This is a genomic window from Propioniciclava sp., assembly GCF_047602245.1.
Taxonomy (GTDB): Bacteria; Actinomycetota; Actinomycetes; order Propionibacteriales; family Propionibacteriaceae; genus Propioniciclava.
Genome location: NZ_JASGHT010000001.1, coordinates 1,812,210 through 1,825,649 on the forward strand (window position 1 = coordinate 1,812,210; position 13,440 = coordinate 1,825,649).

The 13,440-nt window shown below is 70.6% G+C and carries 16 protein-coding genes and 1 tRNA gene; 9 read left to right on the forward strand and 8 right to left on the reverse strand.

What is annotated here, in order from left to right; genetic code table 11:
• Nucleotides 1-66 precede the first annotated feature (66 nt).
• Together QM708_RS08615 and QM708_RS08620 are read right to left on the reverse strand one after the other, a co-directional pair.
• Complete coding sequence (locus QM708_RS08615) at nucleotides 67-876, reverse strand: HAD hydrolase family protein (protein WP_415106811.1); 810 nt, start codon at nucleotides 874-876, stop codon at nucleotides 67-69.
• Between the two features lie 19 nt (nucleotides 877-895).
• Nucleotides 896-1,543, reverse strand: coding sequence for a response regulator (locus tag QM708_RS08620; RefSeq protein ID WP_415106814.1), 648 nt, complete (start codon nucleotides 1,541-1,543; stop codon nucleotides 896-898).
• Between the two features lie 117 nt (nucleotides 1,544-1,660).
• Here QM708_RS08620 and QM708_RS08625 point away from each other — a divergent pair, with 117 nt between their 5' ends.
• The 4 genes from QM708_RS08625 to QM708_RS08640 all read left to right on the forward strand — a co-directional run bounded on the left by QM708_RS08625 (nucleotide 1,661) and on the right by QM708_RS08640 (nucleotide 5,712).
• Nucleotides 1,661-2,131 carry a hypothetical protein gene (locus QM708_RS08625; RefSeq protein ID WP_415106817.1) on the forward strand — a complete coding sequence of 157 codons (471 nt, stop codon included), beginning with the start codon at nucleotides 1,661-1,663 and terminating at the stop codon, nucleotides 2,129-2,131.
• 11 nt (nucleotides 2,132-2,142) lie between these two features.
• The gene (locus QM708_RS08630) at nucleotides 2,143-4,113 is read left to right on the forward strand and encodes a GAF domain-containing sensor histidine kinase (protein ID WP_415106820.1); all 1,971 of its coding nucleotides are present in this window, start codon (nucleotides 2,143-2,145) and stop codon (nucleotides 4,111-4,113) included.
• A gap of 150 nt (nucleotides 4,114-4,263) precedes the next feature.
• Nucleotides 4,264-4,878 (forward strand): hypothetical protein, encoded by a 615-nt coding sequence (locus tag QM708_RS08635; RefSeq protein WP_415106823.1) that lies wholly within the window; start codon nucleotides 4,264-4,266, stop codon nucleotides 4,876-4,878.
• A gap of 123 nt (nucleotides 4,879-5,001) precedes the next feature.
• Nucleotides 5,002-5,712, forward strand: coding sequence for a peptidoglycan recognition family protein (locus QM708_RS08640; protein ID WP_415106826.1), 711 nt, complete (start codon nucleotides 5,002-5,004; stop codon nucleotides 5,710-5,712).
• Between the two features lie 275 nt (nucleotides 5,713-5,987).
• Here the strand turns inward: QM708_RS08640 and QM708_RS08645 are convergent.
• The 4 genes from QM708_RS08645 to QM708_RS08660 form a co-directional block, all read right to left on the reverse strand.
• Nucleotides 5,988-6,061 (reverse strand) — tRNA-Ile (locus tag QM708_RS08645).
• Nucleotides 6,062-6,165: 104 nt separating this feature from the next.
• A complete protein-coding gene (locus tag QM708_RS08650; protein WP_415106829.1) occupies nucleotides 6,166-6,747 on the reverse strand; it encodes a DUF4203 domain-containing protein in 582 nt (193 codons plus the stop codon).
• A 64-nt stretch (nucleotides 6,748-6,811) separates the two neighbouring features.
• Nucleotides 6,812-7,264 (reverse strand): META domain-containing protein, encoded by a 453-nt coding sequence (locus tag QM708_RS08655; RefSeq protein WP_415106832.1) that lies wholly within the window; start codon nucleotides 7,262-7,264, stop codon nucleotides 6,812-6,814.
• 7 nt (nucleotides 7,265-7,271) lie between these two features.
• Entirely contained in the window at nucleotides 7,272-8,072 is an 801-nt protein-coding gene (locus QM708_RS08660) for an META domain-containing protein (protein WP_415106835.1), read from the reverse strand.
• A gap of 146 nt (nucleotides 8,073-8,218) precedes the next feature.
• On the opposite strand from QM708_RS08660, the gene QM708_RS08665 reads away from it, so the two are divergent.
• Both QM708_RS08665 and QM708_RS08670 read left to right on the forward strand, forming a co-directional pair.
• Nucleotides 8,219-8,899: a lactonase family protein gene (locus tag QM708_RS08665; RefSeq protein WP_415106838.1), complete on the forward strand. Its 681-nt coding sequence runs from the start codon at nucleotides 8,219-8,221 to the stop codon at nucleotides 8,897-8,899.
• Between the two features lie 38 nt (nucleotides 8,900-8,937).
• A complete protein-coding gene (locus QM708_RS08670) occupies nucleotides 8,938-9,240 on the forward strand; it encodes a beta-propeller fold lactonase family protein (RefSeq protein WP_415111359.1) in 303 nt (100 codons plus the stop codon).
• Nucleotide 9,241: 1 nt separating this feature from the next.
• Here the strand turns inward: QM708_RS08670 and QM708_RS08675 are convergent, their stop codons facing one another.
• Nucleotides 9,242-9,931, reverse strand: coding sequence for an NUDIX domain-containing protein (locus QM708_RS08675; protein WP_415106841.1), 690 nt, complete (start codon nucleotides 9,929-9,931; stop codon nucleotides 9,242-9,244).
• A 107-nt stretch (nucleotides 9,932-10,038) separates the two neighbouring features.
• On the opposite strand from QM708_RS08675, the gene pdxH reads away from it, so the two are divergent.
• Nucleotides 10,039-10,671 (forward strand): pyridoxamine 5'-phosphate oxidase, encoded by a 633-nt coding sequence (gene pdxH, locus QM708_RS08680; RefSeq protein ID WP_415106844.1) that lies wholly within the window; start codon nucleotides 10,039-10,041, stop codon nucleotides 10,669-10,671.
• A 70-nt stretch (nucleotides 10,672-10,741) separates the two neighbouring features.
• Here pdxH and QM708_RS08685 read toward each other — a convergent pair whose 3' ends face one another.
• Entirely contained in the window at nucleotides 10,742-12,148 is a 1,407-nt protein-coding gene (locus tag QM708_RS08685; RefSeq protein WP_415106847.1) for a DUF2252 domain-containing protein, read from the reverse strand.
• Between the two features lie 149 nt (nucleotides 12,149-12,297).
• On the opposite strand from QM708_RS08685, the gene QM708_RS08690 reads away from it, so the two are divergent.
• Together QM708_RS08690 and QM708_RS08695 are read left to right on the forward strand one after the other, a co-directional pair.
• On the forward strand, nucleotides 12,298-13,017 hold the full coding sequence (locus QM708_RS08690) for a hydroxyethylthiazole kinase (RefSeq protein WP_415106851.1): 720 nt from the start codon (nucleotides 12,298-12,300) through the stop codon (nucleotides 13,015-13,017).
• 25 nt (nucleotides 13,018-13,042) lie between these two features.
• Complete coding sequence (locus QM708_RS08695) at nucleotides 13,043-13,432, forward strand: hypothetical protein (RefSeq protein ID WP_415106854.1); 390 nt, start codon at nucleotides 13,043-13,045, stop codon at nucleotides 13,430-13,432.
• Nucleotides 13,433-13,440: the final 8 nt, after the last annotated feature.

Sequence of the window (13,440 nt, forward strand, 5' to 3'; positions counted from 1 at the left end):
TCAGGTTCTCCCGCGCGAGGACGCGGCGGGGTGTGCCGCCGCTGCGGCGGGCTTTTCCGGTGCCGGTCAGGCCGCGGCGTGGGCCGCCAGCACTTCGCGGATCACCCGCTGGACGCCGTGGGCGTCATTGGAGTCGGCGAGGAACCGGGCTCGCCTCCGGACCGTCTCGGTCGCGTTGCTCACCGCGTAACTGTGCGCCACGGCGTCCAGCATCTGAAGGTCGTTGTCGGCATCGCCGAACGCCATCATCTGGTGCGGGCCCAGGCCGAGATGCGCGGCCAGTGCGAGCAGCGCGTTGCCCTTGTGGACGCCGGGGCTCATGATGTCGACCCACACCGGGCTTCCGGTGGTGAGCGAATAGCGGGTGCCGTACTCGGGCTGGAATACCTGATCGTGCACGGCGCGGCTGTCGCCGTCGGGGAAGTAGGACGACACCTTCACCGCGTCCACGTCGATGTCGTCGACGCCATTGACGAAGACGAGTTCGGGGAAGAAGGTGCTCAGGTAGTCCTCGTATTCGGCATGTTTGGCGAGCAGATAGCCCGCGTCGACCCCGCACACCACCGGCACGCCGCGGGTCGCCTCGAGCGTGAACCGCATCACGGCACGGTAGTCATCCCGGGGCAGCAGGCTGCGGAACAGCGTCGCCTCGCCCAGGCGCAGCACCGCCCCGTTGTCGCCGATGTAGGCGATCTCGTCGCCGCGCGGCGGGAACAACTCGATCAGGTTCGCCAGCGGACGCCCGCTCGCGGCCGCGAAGGTGATGCCCGCGTCGGCGAGACGACGCAGGTCGTCGCGAAACCCGGGCGGCAGTTCGCCTTCGGTGGTGAGCAGGGTGTGGTCCATGTCGGACGCGATCAGGCGGATGTCTTTCATCGCCGTCGACTCTAGTGCGTCAGATCAGCCCGTGGTCGCGGGCCAGAAGGGCGAGATGAACCCGGTCAGAGGCCCCGACCTTGACCAGGATGCCGGACAGTTGGTTGCGGACGGTCTTGTCGGTGATCGACAGCCGACGGGCGATCTGGGCGTTGGCCGCGCCGGAGGCCACCAGGCGCACCAGTTGCAGTTCACGGGGCGTGAGCCGTGCGAACGGACGCGGAATCTCGCGCACGGGCTCGGCGATCACCTGGCGGGCGTCCGGCAGGTGCGGGCCGACGACGAGCCCGCCGTCGCGCACGGTGCGGAGGGCGGCCAGCAGGATGTCGGGATCGGTCTCCTTGACCAGAAAGCCCGATCCGCCCGCCGCCAGGGCGGCGCGGGCCAGATCCGGGTCGGCCGTCATGGTCAGCACCAGCACCGATAGCTGCGGATGAGACGCCCGAAGCCGCCGGGTCAACTCGATGCCGTCGCCGTCGGTCAGGCCGACATCCACGACGGCCAGCCGCACCGGGTGCTCGGCCGCGAGCCGTTCGGCGCCGGCCACCGAATCCGCCTCGAGCACCCGTTCCACCCACGGTTCGGTGCCGAGTAGGGCCACCAGGCCGCGGCGGACGACCGGATGGTCGTCGACCACCATCACCAGCATCGCTGCCCGGTCGGTCATCTCCACCCCTTCGCGGCTCGTCGGATGAGTTAACTGATACGCCATTGTGCTGTTTCCGCGCCTCGGACACTGCCATACTCGCGGGCATCCTACGAAGCTCACGCCGAGGAGGCGCAGATGCCCGACGATTCAGCACCCACCGGCCGCATTCTTGCCCTATCAGCCGATGATCACTGGATGCAGGCGGGTTTCCCGTCCGAACTGGTGGCTCGTGGTCAGGGCCGCCCCACCCTGTCTGGCTGGAGCTTCCCTAGCGACGCAGAACTCGACTTCTACGACGAGACCGGACACCGTCTCCATCCCCTGCTGCGCTCGGACCTCAGATTGAGGGGGTTCATCGCCAGCGATCCGGCCGTCCCCGACGAGATGGCGGACCGGATCGGCCGTGTTCTGGAATGGGTTACCAGCCGAGCCGACGATGACGACGCCCGCGCCCGCCTCCGGCATCTCTCGGAGCTCCTCGACCAAGGACGGTTGCCCGCATTGTTGAGCGAGGTCAGCGCCGCTTCGACGGAGCCGGGCGAGACTGCGAGAGGCAAACATGAGGGTGGGTGGCTCTACAAACTCTGGCGCACCATCTTCGGGTGAATCGTCCGGGTGTGCCGCGATCCCCGGCGATCATGATGATGGCCGGGGGCCTCGTCGTGATCGCCGGGGTGTTCATTGCACTGGCAGGGGCGGGGGTCTGGCTCGGTCACAGTGACATGAATGGACCGACGGCCGCGCCCTTGGTGGTGCTGGCACTGGGGTGCATTCCGGTGGGAATCTTCCTGGTGCTGGCCCGGCCTGCGAACGCCGTCGGACTGTTCCTCAGCCTGGTCGGGCTCACGGCTTTGCTCGCGGTCGCCGCGATGGCATGGGCGGCCATCGACGTGTGGGCGTTGGTGGCTGAGTCGGCGTGGTGGGTTCCGTTGGTGCTGGTCGTCGCGACGCTGGTGCTCTACCCCGAAGGGCGTGCGATCGGCACCAGACGACGCGGTCTCCTGCTGGTCATGCTGATCGCGGGCGCCGTCGCCACCCTCACTTTGGCGTGTGCCGCCTACCTCGATCCAGGAGGCCTGCTCAACGAGAACTTGGCTCAGGGCGAGATGCTGGTCCTGCGGGTGAGCACGCTGGTGGCGATCACGATCGTGGTCCTCGCCGCGGCGGGTGCCGTGGTGGATCTCGTCCGGCGTGCCCAACGGGCCACTCCGCTCGAGCGCAGCCAGCTGCGTGCGCTGCTGCCCGCGGGCCTGTTGATCGTGGGCGGCATCATCCTCGATGCGATGGGTGTGCCGTACGCCACCGTTCCCGGACTGCTGGCGGTGCCCCTGGGCATGGGCGTGGCGATCCTCGCTCATCACCTCGACGATCTCGACCTGCTGGTGAACCGATCACTGGTGTGGTTCGTGCTCACCGCATGCCTGTTCGCGGTCTTCGGCGGTACGGTCGCGCTGATCAACGCCGCGGTCACACTGCTCGACGTCACCGCTGTGGCCGACCAGGCGGTGATCGCCGCGGCGCTCGGCACGGCGGCGATCACGGTCGGCCTCGACCCGGTGCGGCGGCGCGTGCAGCGCGCGGTCGACCGGCTGCTCTTCGGCGAGCGCGACGATCCGCTGAAGGTGCTCGGCGATCTCGGACGCCGGATGCAGGCGGCGTCCGACCCCGGTGAACTGCTGGCCGACCTGGTGGCCGCGGTCAGTGGATCGTTGCGGGTGCCGTATGTGCGGATGGAGGTCCGGGGCAGCGACGGGCAGACGCTCACGGCCGTCGAGGACGGACGTCCCCAGGCCGAGTTGAGTGCCTTCCCGATGCGCGCGCACGGCGAGGAGGTAGGGCGGCTGATGGTGGCGCCGCGCCGGATCGGCGAGGCGTTCACCCCGCGCGAGGTTGAACTGCTGCAGGACGTCGCGGGCCAAGCCGCCATCGCGGCCCGCTCCTACCGGATCACGCTCGAACTGCGCCAGGCGCGCGAGTCGCTGGTGCGCAGCCGCGAGGACGAACGCCTCCGCATCCGCCGCGACCTGCACGACGGGCTCGGCCCGGCGATCGCGGGGGCGCGCATGCAGGTCGCGGCCGCCCGCAACGCGTCCCGGACGGCGGACGCGGAGCCCCTCAACGCGTCCGCCGACCCGCTCATCTCGGTGCAGGACACCCTGACCGAATGCAGCCAGGAGATCCGGCGCATCGTCGACGGGCTGCGTCCCGGTGCGCTCGATCGGGGGCTGCTCGCGGCGATCGAGCAGCGCGCCGAGGCGATCGGGCCGGTGCCGTCGGTGACCGTGGCCTCCTCCGGCGACCTCACCGAGCTGGGCGCGGCCGTCGAGGTGGCGGTGTTCCGCATCGTCACCGAGGCACTGTCGAATGCGGCGCGGCATGCGGGCGCCGAGCAGGTCTGGGTCACCCTCGACGGCTCGGGGGCGGGGGTCGAGGTGGAGATCCGCGACGACGGACACGGCGGGGCGAACCCGCGCGATGGTGGTGTCGGTATGGAGTCGATGCGGCACCGAGCCGAAGAGCTCGGCGGCCAGTTCGCCGTCGACAGTGGTGCCACCGGCACGACGATCCGGTTGCGGCTGCCCCGCTGAATTGCCTCGCTGAGCTGTGCCGCGCCGGCCTCGGCCGCGGTGATGGTGTCCCGCGCGGTCCGGGTCAATGTCCCTGTTCGGCGGGACGCTTCGGCCGGGAGTCTGAGGTCATCACCCGGAACCCCGGGCGAACGATGTCAGGAGGCCATCATGAATACCTTCAAGAGTTCCTTCACCCGGATCATCACGGCGGCGGCTTTGGGTCTGACCACCCTCGCCCTGAGCGCCGCGCCCGCCCTGGCGGAACCGGTCGTCCGGGCCGACCGATGCCCGGTGTTTCAGGAGTGCTCGCCCCGCAAACCAACCCCGCCGAGGAAGCAGCCCGACCTGTGCGTGCCGAAGGCTCAGGCCGATCGCCTTGAGTTCACCAAGAGCAGCAGGTACACGATTCGTCTTCTGGACGTGGAGCTGGAGGGAGAACTGCCGCGCCGCCGTCCGCCGATGGTCAGCGGGATCGTGAGCGTGGAGACCACCGGTCACCTTGACCGCGGCAAGGCAAAGATCAGCGCGGACGTCCGTCTCCAGAACACCAGCTGGAGCGACCGCTCCGGCAGCGTCCAGATGCAGTTGATCGACAGCTGCGGCGACATCATCGGGGTCACCCCGACCCTCCGGTGGCGGGTGGACGCCGGCGTCGGGGATCTGTGGGATCTCGATCGTCCGTTCCAGAGCGTGTCCTACAGCGCCGGTCTCGACCCGCGCACCGCCGCGTTGGTCACCCGGGTGAACGTGGTGCACCGCCTCGATGGCTCGTTGTTCGAATGAGCGACCGCACGCTGTGCATCGCGACACTGAAAGGGGACGCACATGTCCGTGAACATCAAGCCCCGATCGTTCTGGGGCGCGAAAGCTGCCACCGGGATCACCCGGATGCCGTGGGGAAAAGTCGTGGACGTCGCGCTGCATTGGCCCGGCGCTGAAAAGACCGCTCCCACCACGGACGCCGAGGTCAGCGCGAGGCTTCGCCAGTACCAGGCCCTACACCAGGACAAGCGTCGCTGGACCGACATCGCCTACAACCATGCCGTCGATACGCGCGGCAATGCCTATGAGTTGCGCGGCTTCGACCGCCAGGACGGCAGCATCAAGAATCGCGGCGGCACGGTCTACAGCGTGCTCTACCTCGACGGCACCGGCGCCGAGGTCAGCGACGCCGCCAAGACCACGATCCGCGCGCTCTTCGCCGAGGCGGAGCAGCGCGCGGGCCGTCCACTCAAGCGGATCGGGCACCGGGACCGTCAGTCGACCGAATGCCCAGGTGATGGCGCCTACCGCTGGATTCAAGACGGGTCTCCGTCACCGACACCCAACCCTGTTCAGGAGGAGATCATGGCAACCAAGGAAGACCTGCGCGAGATCGTGCGCGACGAGGTCGACGCGGCCCTCAACCGGCTTCTCGACCGTCCCGACATCCACGTCAGTGGCGATGACCCGGACCGTAGCTGGGTGACGACGATGCGCCAGGCGCTCGGCATCACCGCCGAGGCCGGTGTGATCAAGTTGCCGGACGGCAGTGAGCTCCGCGCCGATGACGCCCTGGCCGAGATCCTCGGCTTCGTCCGCAGCGCCAAGTCCACCCCGGCACGGTCCGTCGCCTGACCCAGAGTGTGAAGTTGGCACTCTAGAGCGCCAACTTCACACGGAGCCGGCGGCGACGCCGACGCTCTGGCCGGAAGCGCCGCACGTCGCCCGGTTTCCGCACTGTCGCCCTGTTTCCTACCCGGGCGACAGTGACTACACCGGGCGACATGCCGGGCGAGTGTGACTAACCCGGGCGAACGTGACTAACCCGGGCGGGCGTCCGCTCATGACTGCCCATGGAGACCGCAGAAAACAGCAGAACTCCCGACCGCAGTGGTCGGGAGTTCCGTGGGTGGGCCTAACTGGACTTGAACCAGTGACCTCCGCCTTATCAGGGCGGCGCTCTAACCGTCTGAGCTATAGGCCCGTGTCTTGCACCGGGTCGTTACCCTACAGCGCCGGACGCCGCGTGCTCAAATCGGGCCCAACCACCGCAGGCTCGACCGAGACCAACGATCAGGCCGGCGTCCGCTAGCGGGACAGCTGTCGCCGGCGCAGCTGGGCCGCTGCTCCCGCGATCGCGAAGAGCGCGAAGACCACCGGCGGCCAGCCGGCTCGCAGCAGGGCGACCGCGGTGTCGAAGTCGCCGGTGTCGAAGCGGTGCAACACCAGGGCCGCGCCCCTCACGATCGCCAGCGCCCCGCCGATAGCGCTGACCAGCACGATGAGCAGGTCGGCGAGGTTCACCGCGAGCGCGATGACGACGAGAATCGCCGCACCGACCCAGGGCGCGATCCGGGTGGTGCCGTCGGCCCAGCCGGCCAGTGAGGACACGGTCGTCGCCAGCGATGCGCCGACCGAGCCGGCCGCGACGAGGACGCCGAGGGTATAGAAGGCGTGCACCAGGACGCCGAAGACGAGGGCGGTGACGCAGGCGATCACCCATTCGTGCGGCGCCGACAGGGCGGAGCCTCCGCTGGCGGAACTGAGCAGGCCGGTCGCGAGGCTGAAGCCGATGAGCGCCCCCCACACGGTGAGGGCGACGCGCACCAGCGGTTGGCCGCGAAAGCAGAAGAACAGTCCGATCAGCAGGGTGACGAGTCCGATGACCATGTCCGACAAGGCATTCCTCCCCTCTTCGGGATGGTTCAGTCTAGAAGAGGAGACCGCCGCATCTTCAACTCTTCACAGTGAGAATCAGGGCGGTGCCGCCCTCGGGCGTCCGCAGGATCAGCAGGGCCGGCTGGCGCTCAATGGTGCTGGCCGACTCGAATGCCGCGAAGAATGCGGCTTCCTGCTCCATGATTCCCTCCGGGGAGACGCAGCCCATCTCCTGGTGGGCGAGCGGGCCGACGCTGATCGCGCCGTCGGTGACCGTGTACGGGCCCGCGTAGCCGTTGCAGCCCGCCGAGCCGCGGACGGTGCCGTCGGTCCCGAATTCGACGGTCAGCTCGGTGCCGGGGATCGGGCTGGTCACCGCCTGGCGGTCCAGGATGCCGGTGACGATCCAGGAGGTGCCGGCCGGGCCTTTGGACGGGCCGGGAGCCGACGGCGAGCGCGGCGGTGGTGAGACGCAGCCGGCCAGCAGCAGCGCTAGCGCGAGCGCCACGGTCAGTCGGCGGGCCATCATGGCCGGCTCAGCTCTTCGCGACGAGCTGCATCACGATGCTGCCCTCTTGGACGTCGCGCAGGGTGAGCCCGCGGGCGTCGCGATGGATGAACGCCGGTGAGCCGAGCGCGTTCAGGAACGCGGTCTCCTGCTCCATGATCCCCTCGGGCTCGGTGCAGGCGGCCGCCTCGCCGGCGAGCTCGGTCACGGTCAGGACGCCGTCCACGTCGGTGAAGTCGCCGCCGAAGCCGTTGCAGCCGGCCTTGCCGCTGGCCTTCCCCTCCTCGGTGAAGGCGACGGTCAGCTCGGTGCCCTCGATCACCCCGGTCAGCGCGGTGCCGGTCCCGAGCGTGCTCACCGTCCAGGAGGTGCCGCCGAGCGTCTGCGGGATCGCGACGAACCGGGTCGTGGTGCCGTCGGACGCCGTGAGGGTGAGGCGTCCGTCGGCCACCTCGAAAGTGTGCGTGCGGGGCAGCGCCTCCAGCAGGGCCTTCTCGGCGGCGGTGCCGGACTCCTCGGCGCAGGCGGCGGCGCCGGTGACCATGTCGTCGCCGATGCTCAGGGTGCTGCCGTCGAGGGAGTAGCTGCCGCCGAACGGATTGCAGCCGCCGAAGCCGTCGAGGCGTCCGTCGGTGCTGAACTCGAGCGACGCCCGCGAGGCGGTCAACGCCTGCCCGCCCACCTCGACCAGCCCCCACACGCTGCCCGCGAAGGGGGCGTCGGGGGGTGGCGTGCCGAACTGTTCCTCGGCGGTGATGCGCGGGGGTGCCTGCACGCAGGCGGCCAGCGTCACCGCGCTGATGAGGGCAACGACGGACTTCTTGAACATGAGGCCTCCGCTTGTGATCGGCAGCTCGGGTGACTTCCAGTGTGCCTTGTCCCGGACGGGTTGGGGTGCCCGGCGGGGTGGGTGGTGTCCGGTTCGGCGTCTCAACACCCGGGGCGGAGCAGACAGCGCACCCTACGATGTCGGTCATGGCAGAGCAGAGCATCGTCATCGTCGGCAACTCAGCCGACGGCACCCTCACCTCGTATCGCCTCGGCGGCGACGCCCTCGAACCCCTCGCGACCTCGCGGGTCGGGGCCGGCTGTTCGACCTTCGCCGTGGACGCCGCGCGCGCTCTGGTCTACTGCGCCACCAAGGACCCGACTCCCGCCATCCTCACCCTCAGCCTGGACCGCGCCAGCGGCGTCCTCACCGAGACCGGGCGCGCGCCCATCGCGCACCCGCTTGCCTCGTTGCACCTGTCCCGCGATGGCGGGCTGCTGCTCGGCGCGTCCTACCACGGCGGCTGGGGTGAGGTGTGGCCGGTGGTCGACGGACGCCTCGGCGCCCCCACCGCGCACATCGAGCACGACGCGCTGCACTGCGTGATCACCGATGCCGCCGGCGAGTTCGCCTACTTCGTGTCGCTCGGCGAGGACCTGATCGCCCAGTACGCGCTGAGCGGCGACGGCTCGCTGGCACCGCTGGCGCGTCCGGTCGCGGACGCCCCCACCGGCGCGGGCGCACGCCACCTGGTGCTGTCGACCGACGAGCGGTCGGCCTATCTGATCACCGAGTTCAGCGGCGAGGCCATCCACTACCTGCGCGACGAGGCGGGCATCCTGACCCGCGCCGAGGCGATCAGCGCGGTCGATCCGGACGCCGGCTGAAGCCCAGCCGCCGGGGTGCCGACCCGAAGTCCGAGGGCCTGGTCTGGGGCGCCGACCTGCACCTGAGCGCCGGCGACACCTGGCTGCTGTGCAGCGAACGCTCTGCCTCGACGATCGCGACGGTGAGGGTCGAGGACGGGGTGCTCGGCGAGATCGTGGCGTTCACGCCCACCGAGCAGCAGCCGCGCGGCTTCGCCGTCACGCCCGATGGCACGGGGGTGATCGTGGCGGGCGAGGCCTCGGGTGGGGTGTCCTACTACGGCATTCGTGCCGACGGCACCCTGGAACTCAAGGGCAGCTACCCCTCGGGCGCCGGCGCCAACTGGGTGCGTTTCGCCTGACTCAGGCGCTGGCCGCGGGCATGTCGGCGTCCTGCCAGGCCCACATGGTGCCGGGGCGCCCGCGCCCGACGGCGACCCGCTGGTCGGTGACCCCGAGTCCGCGCACCGACGCCAGGCGGCGGTTCAGGTTGCCGCGGTCGGGCGAGGCGCCGGTCAGCGACTGGGTGAGGGCGACCGCCGCCGACACCGGGAACGTCTCACCGGTCAGCGCGCGGGTGAAGGCCAGGTCGCGCCACAGCTTGTCGGCCAGCAGCGGCCAGCAGACGTTGATCATCGTGTTGTGGTCGAACACCAGCGCAGGCACGTCGCCGAACGTGTGCCAGCGCACCACGCTCTGGCCGGCACCCTCACGTTCCTCGTCGGCGGCGAGTTCGGCCTCCGCGGCGGCATCGTCCTCGATGACGGCCCACATCACCACCGAGAGCGTGTAGCCGCGTGGGTCGCGGTGCGGCTCGTCGAACACGGCCAGCTGGCCTTGGGCGCGGACGCCGAAGCCGAGCTTGGAGGCGACGGTGCGCGCGGCGGCGGCGTCGAGACGCTCGCCCTCCAGCAGCGTGACACCGGGCAGCGCCAGTTGGCCGCGATACGGCTCGTGGCGGCGCACCGCGGTGGCGAGTTCGACGCGGCGCAGTTCGGGGTTGTAGCGGAGTGCGAGGACGTCGACAGACACGTAGGTGGGCTGCCGGTCCATCGTTACTCCTTGTCACGGGGATTCTTGTCGGGACAACCATAACCCGGCCGCGGTCGCGGCGAGGGGGATTTCCACGAGCCGGTCATCCGCGGGCTAGGTTGGCCTCCATGGACATCAGCGGTCTGCGCCGTAGCTACGAGGCGGGCGAACTCGACGAAGCCGGCCTGCCCGAGGACCCGACAGCCCTGTTCGCGCGCTGGTTCGCCGACGCGCGCACCCAGCAGGGGCGCGAGCCGAACGCGATGACGCTGGCCACCGCCGACGCTCAGGGCCGGCCCTCGGCCCGCACCGTGCTGCTCAAGGGCTTCGATGAGGCCGGCCTGGTCTGGTACACCAACTACACCTCGCGCAAGGGCCGTGAGTTGGAGGCGAATCCGCATGCCGCCGTGCTCTTCTTCTGGGAGCCGCTCGAGCGCCAGGTGCGCGTGGAGGGCCCGGTCGTCCGGGTCGCTCCCGAGGAGTCGGACGCCTATTACGCCGTCCGGCCGCTGGGCTCCCGGCTGGGCGCGTGGGCGTCCCCGCAGTCGTCGGTGATCGCCGACCGCGCCACCCTGGAGGCCGAGGCGGACGCGGCCGCCGTCCGTCATGGGGACGACCCGCCCCGCCCGGAACACTGGGGCGGCTACCGGCTGCTGCCCGAGGCCTGGGAGTTCTGGCAGGGCCGGGCCTCGCGGCTGCACGACCGGATCCGGTACCGGCGCGACGGCGGCGCCTGGATTCGCGAGCGCCTCGCGCCCTGACCCGGCCGATGGTGCGCGGGCCCCGCCGCGCGGACGTCCGGGCGGACGGCCGACCGGAGGGCCGGGCGGGTCAGATGCCCGGCTCGTACGGCAGTTTCCCGGACTCGACGGCGGCCACCAGGACGGCATGGTCGGCCTCGGTCTGGTCGGCGTAGGCCTGCGCCCAGCGGACGAACGCCTCGACCGCGGTGTCCTTCTTGCCGAGATAGCCCGAGATGATCGAAGCACCCGAGGTGCGGGCATGCCCCTTGGCGAGCAGGTGGCCGACGATGCCCGAGTAGTCGACCAGCGCCTCGGGCGTCATGTCCTCCAGCGGGACGCCGCCCTTCATATTGCGCCACTGCCGGACGTAGTACTGGTGCTCGCCCACGCTCGTCCAGCCCAGCAGCGGATCGGACACGGTCTGGAGCTGCTGCTGGTACTCGACCACCCGCTGTCCCTGGTGTGCGTGCCAGGCGGTGTCGCCGTGCACGAACGGTGCCAGCACCGAGCGCTGCGCCTGCTTCACCTGCAGGAACAAAACGTCGTCGGGGCGTGACCCGACCAGCAGCGCGATCCAGGCGCGCATGCCGACCGACCCGACGCCGACCACCTTGTGCGCGATGTCGACCAGCGTGTAGCCGCCGACGATCCGCCGCCACTGCGGGGTCAGGGTCGGCAGGTAGGCGTCCAGGCCCTGGGCGATCGCCTCGAACTGCTCGGCGTCGGGATGGGTGACCAGCGGCGGATCGTCGACGATCCGGGTCGCGTTCGTCGATCCCCCGGCCAGCTTGGGCAGTTTGCGGTCCGAGGTCCGGCGCCGGGCCGCGATCGCCGCCCGCTCGATCTCGTCGCGCAGCGTCTTCTCGGTCGCCGTCTCGTGCAGGCGATCCACGTCCAGGTGGTCGAAGGCGCGGGCGAGCAGCGGCTGCTTGGACAGGAAACTGACCTCATCGCGGTACTTCCCCACGCACATGCTGATCGCTTCGGCGCACTGCTGCTCGGAGGCGCCGTTGACCCGGCCGAGCACCCAGATGGACGCCGTCAGCCGGCGCAGGTCCCATTCCCACGCGCCGGTGTGAGCCTCGTCGAAGTCGTTGAGGTCGATGACCTGGTTGCCCTCGGGGGAGCGGTAGAAGCCGATATTGCCGATGTGCGCGTCGCCGCAGGCGGTGGTGTGCACGCCGGTGGAGGGCAGGTGCGCGACGTCCCACGCCATCAGGTTCGCGGTGCCACGCAGCAGACCGAAGGGGGAGGCCGCCATCCGCGCGATCCGCACCCCTTTCAGCCAGGCGAGCCGGCCTTGGTGCGATCGCTCGATGATGTCGACCACGTTCGGGCGGTCGGGGGTCGGCGTCCAATCCCCCAACGATGCGAGCGGGGTGCGCGCGCGCAGGGACCGGCCGTGGGCCACCCGTGCGGAACGGTTGGTGGCGGGGATCCGGAAGGAGGTGAAGGCGTCCGCGAAGTGCGCGCCCTCGTCGCTGTGGGTCGTCATGGAGGTCCCCTCGTGCGGTGTTGGCGGCATCGTAGTGGGCCGGGACCGGTTTTCGGGGGGCCGCCGCGACGGCGCGGCCAAAGTCGGCCATACTGGGCCCGAGCGGTGCGGGGGCCCCACCGCCTGCGCGGCGTGAGGGAGTATCAGTGATGCAGAGCAACCACCTTGCCCTCACGGTCGGGCTGGCCGCCGAGACGGTGCGCGAGGACGGCCCGGTCGTCCATTGCCTGGCACCGCGCGAGGCCACCGCGTTCGTCGCGGACGTGCTGCACGCCGCCGGCGCCCGCGCGGTGATCACCGGGACCACCGGTGGGGGCCTGGCCGCCGCGGCCACGGCCGACGCGCTCGCGCTCGATCTGGCCACGCTGTCCGCCGACTGGTCCGACGCCGTCGGTCCCGCCCTCGCCCGCGCCCAGGACTCGGGGACCCCGTGGGTGCTGGACGCCACCAAGCTGGGCCGGGCACCGCTGCGTGCCGACCTGTTGGCGACCGCGGCGGGGCATCGCCCGAGCGTGGTGCGCGCCGACGAGGTCGATCGCGACGCGATGGACGGGCTGCTCACCGAACTGGCCCTGATCACCGCCGACCATCGCGTGCTGCTCGACGGCGGCGCGCTGGTGGTGCCGGCCATGGACGCGATGCTCGCCCAGACTCCCGGTTTCCGCGCCGCCGCGACCGCCCTGGTGGCCGCCTGCGCCGCGGTCGCCCCGGCCCGTGAGGCGGCCATCGCCGGTGCCGCATGGATGGCGCTGGCGTCCGAGCGCGCCGGTGGCGAGCGCCGTGGCCCGGCCCGCTACCGGATGGCATTCCTCGACGAACTGTGGACCATCCACGGCGACGAGATCGCCGAATACCTGCACCTGGGCTGACCGGACCCCCGGGTAGGCTGACCCCGTGACGACGACTCCTTCTCCCGCGCCTGCCGCGCTGATGTTGTTCCGGATCGCCGCGGGCGCCAGCGCCGCGGTGGCGCTCACCCTCGGCGTCCTCGGTTCGTTCATGGACGCCGACGGCGTCCGCGGCGTGCACGCCACCTTGGCGATGGTCTTCCTGGTGCTGTCATTGGTCGCGGGCATCGTCTCGTTCGTCTACGCCCGCGCGATCGGGCGCAAAGGCATCGGCATGCACGGCCTCAGCGTGTTCGTGCTGGCCATCGCCCAGTACGGGATGGGCGAGTTGTACTGGACGATCCCGCACATCGTCCTCGGCCTGGCCATCGTGCTCGCCGCGGGCGCGCTGTTCTCACTGTCGATGCGCCTGGCGGCCCACGCCGCGGGCGCCTGATCTGGCAG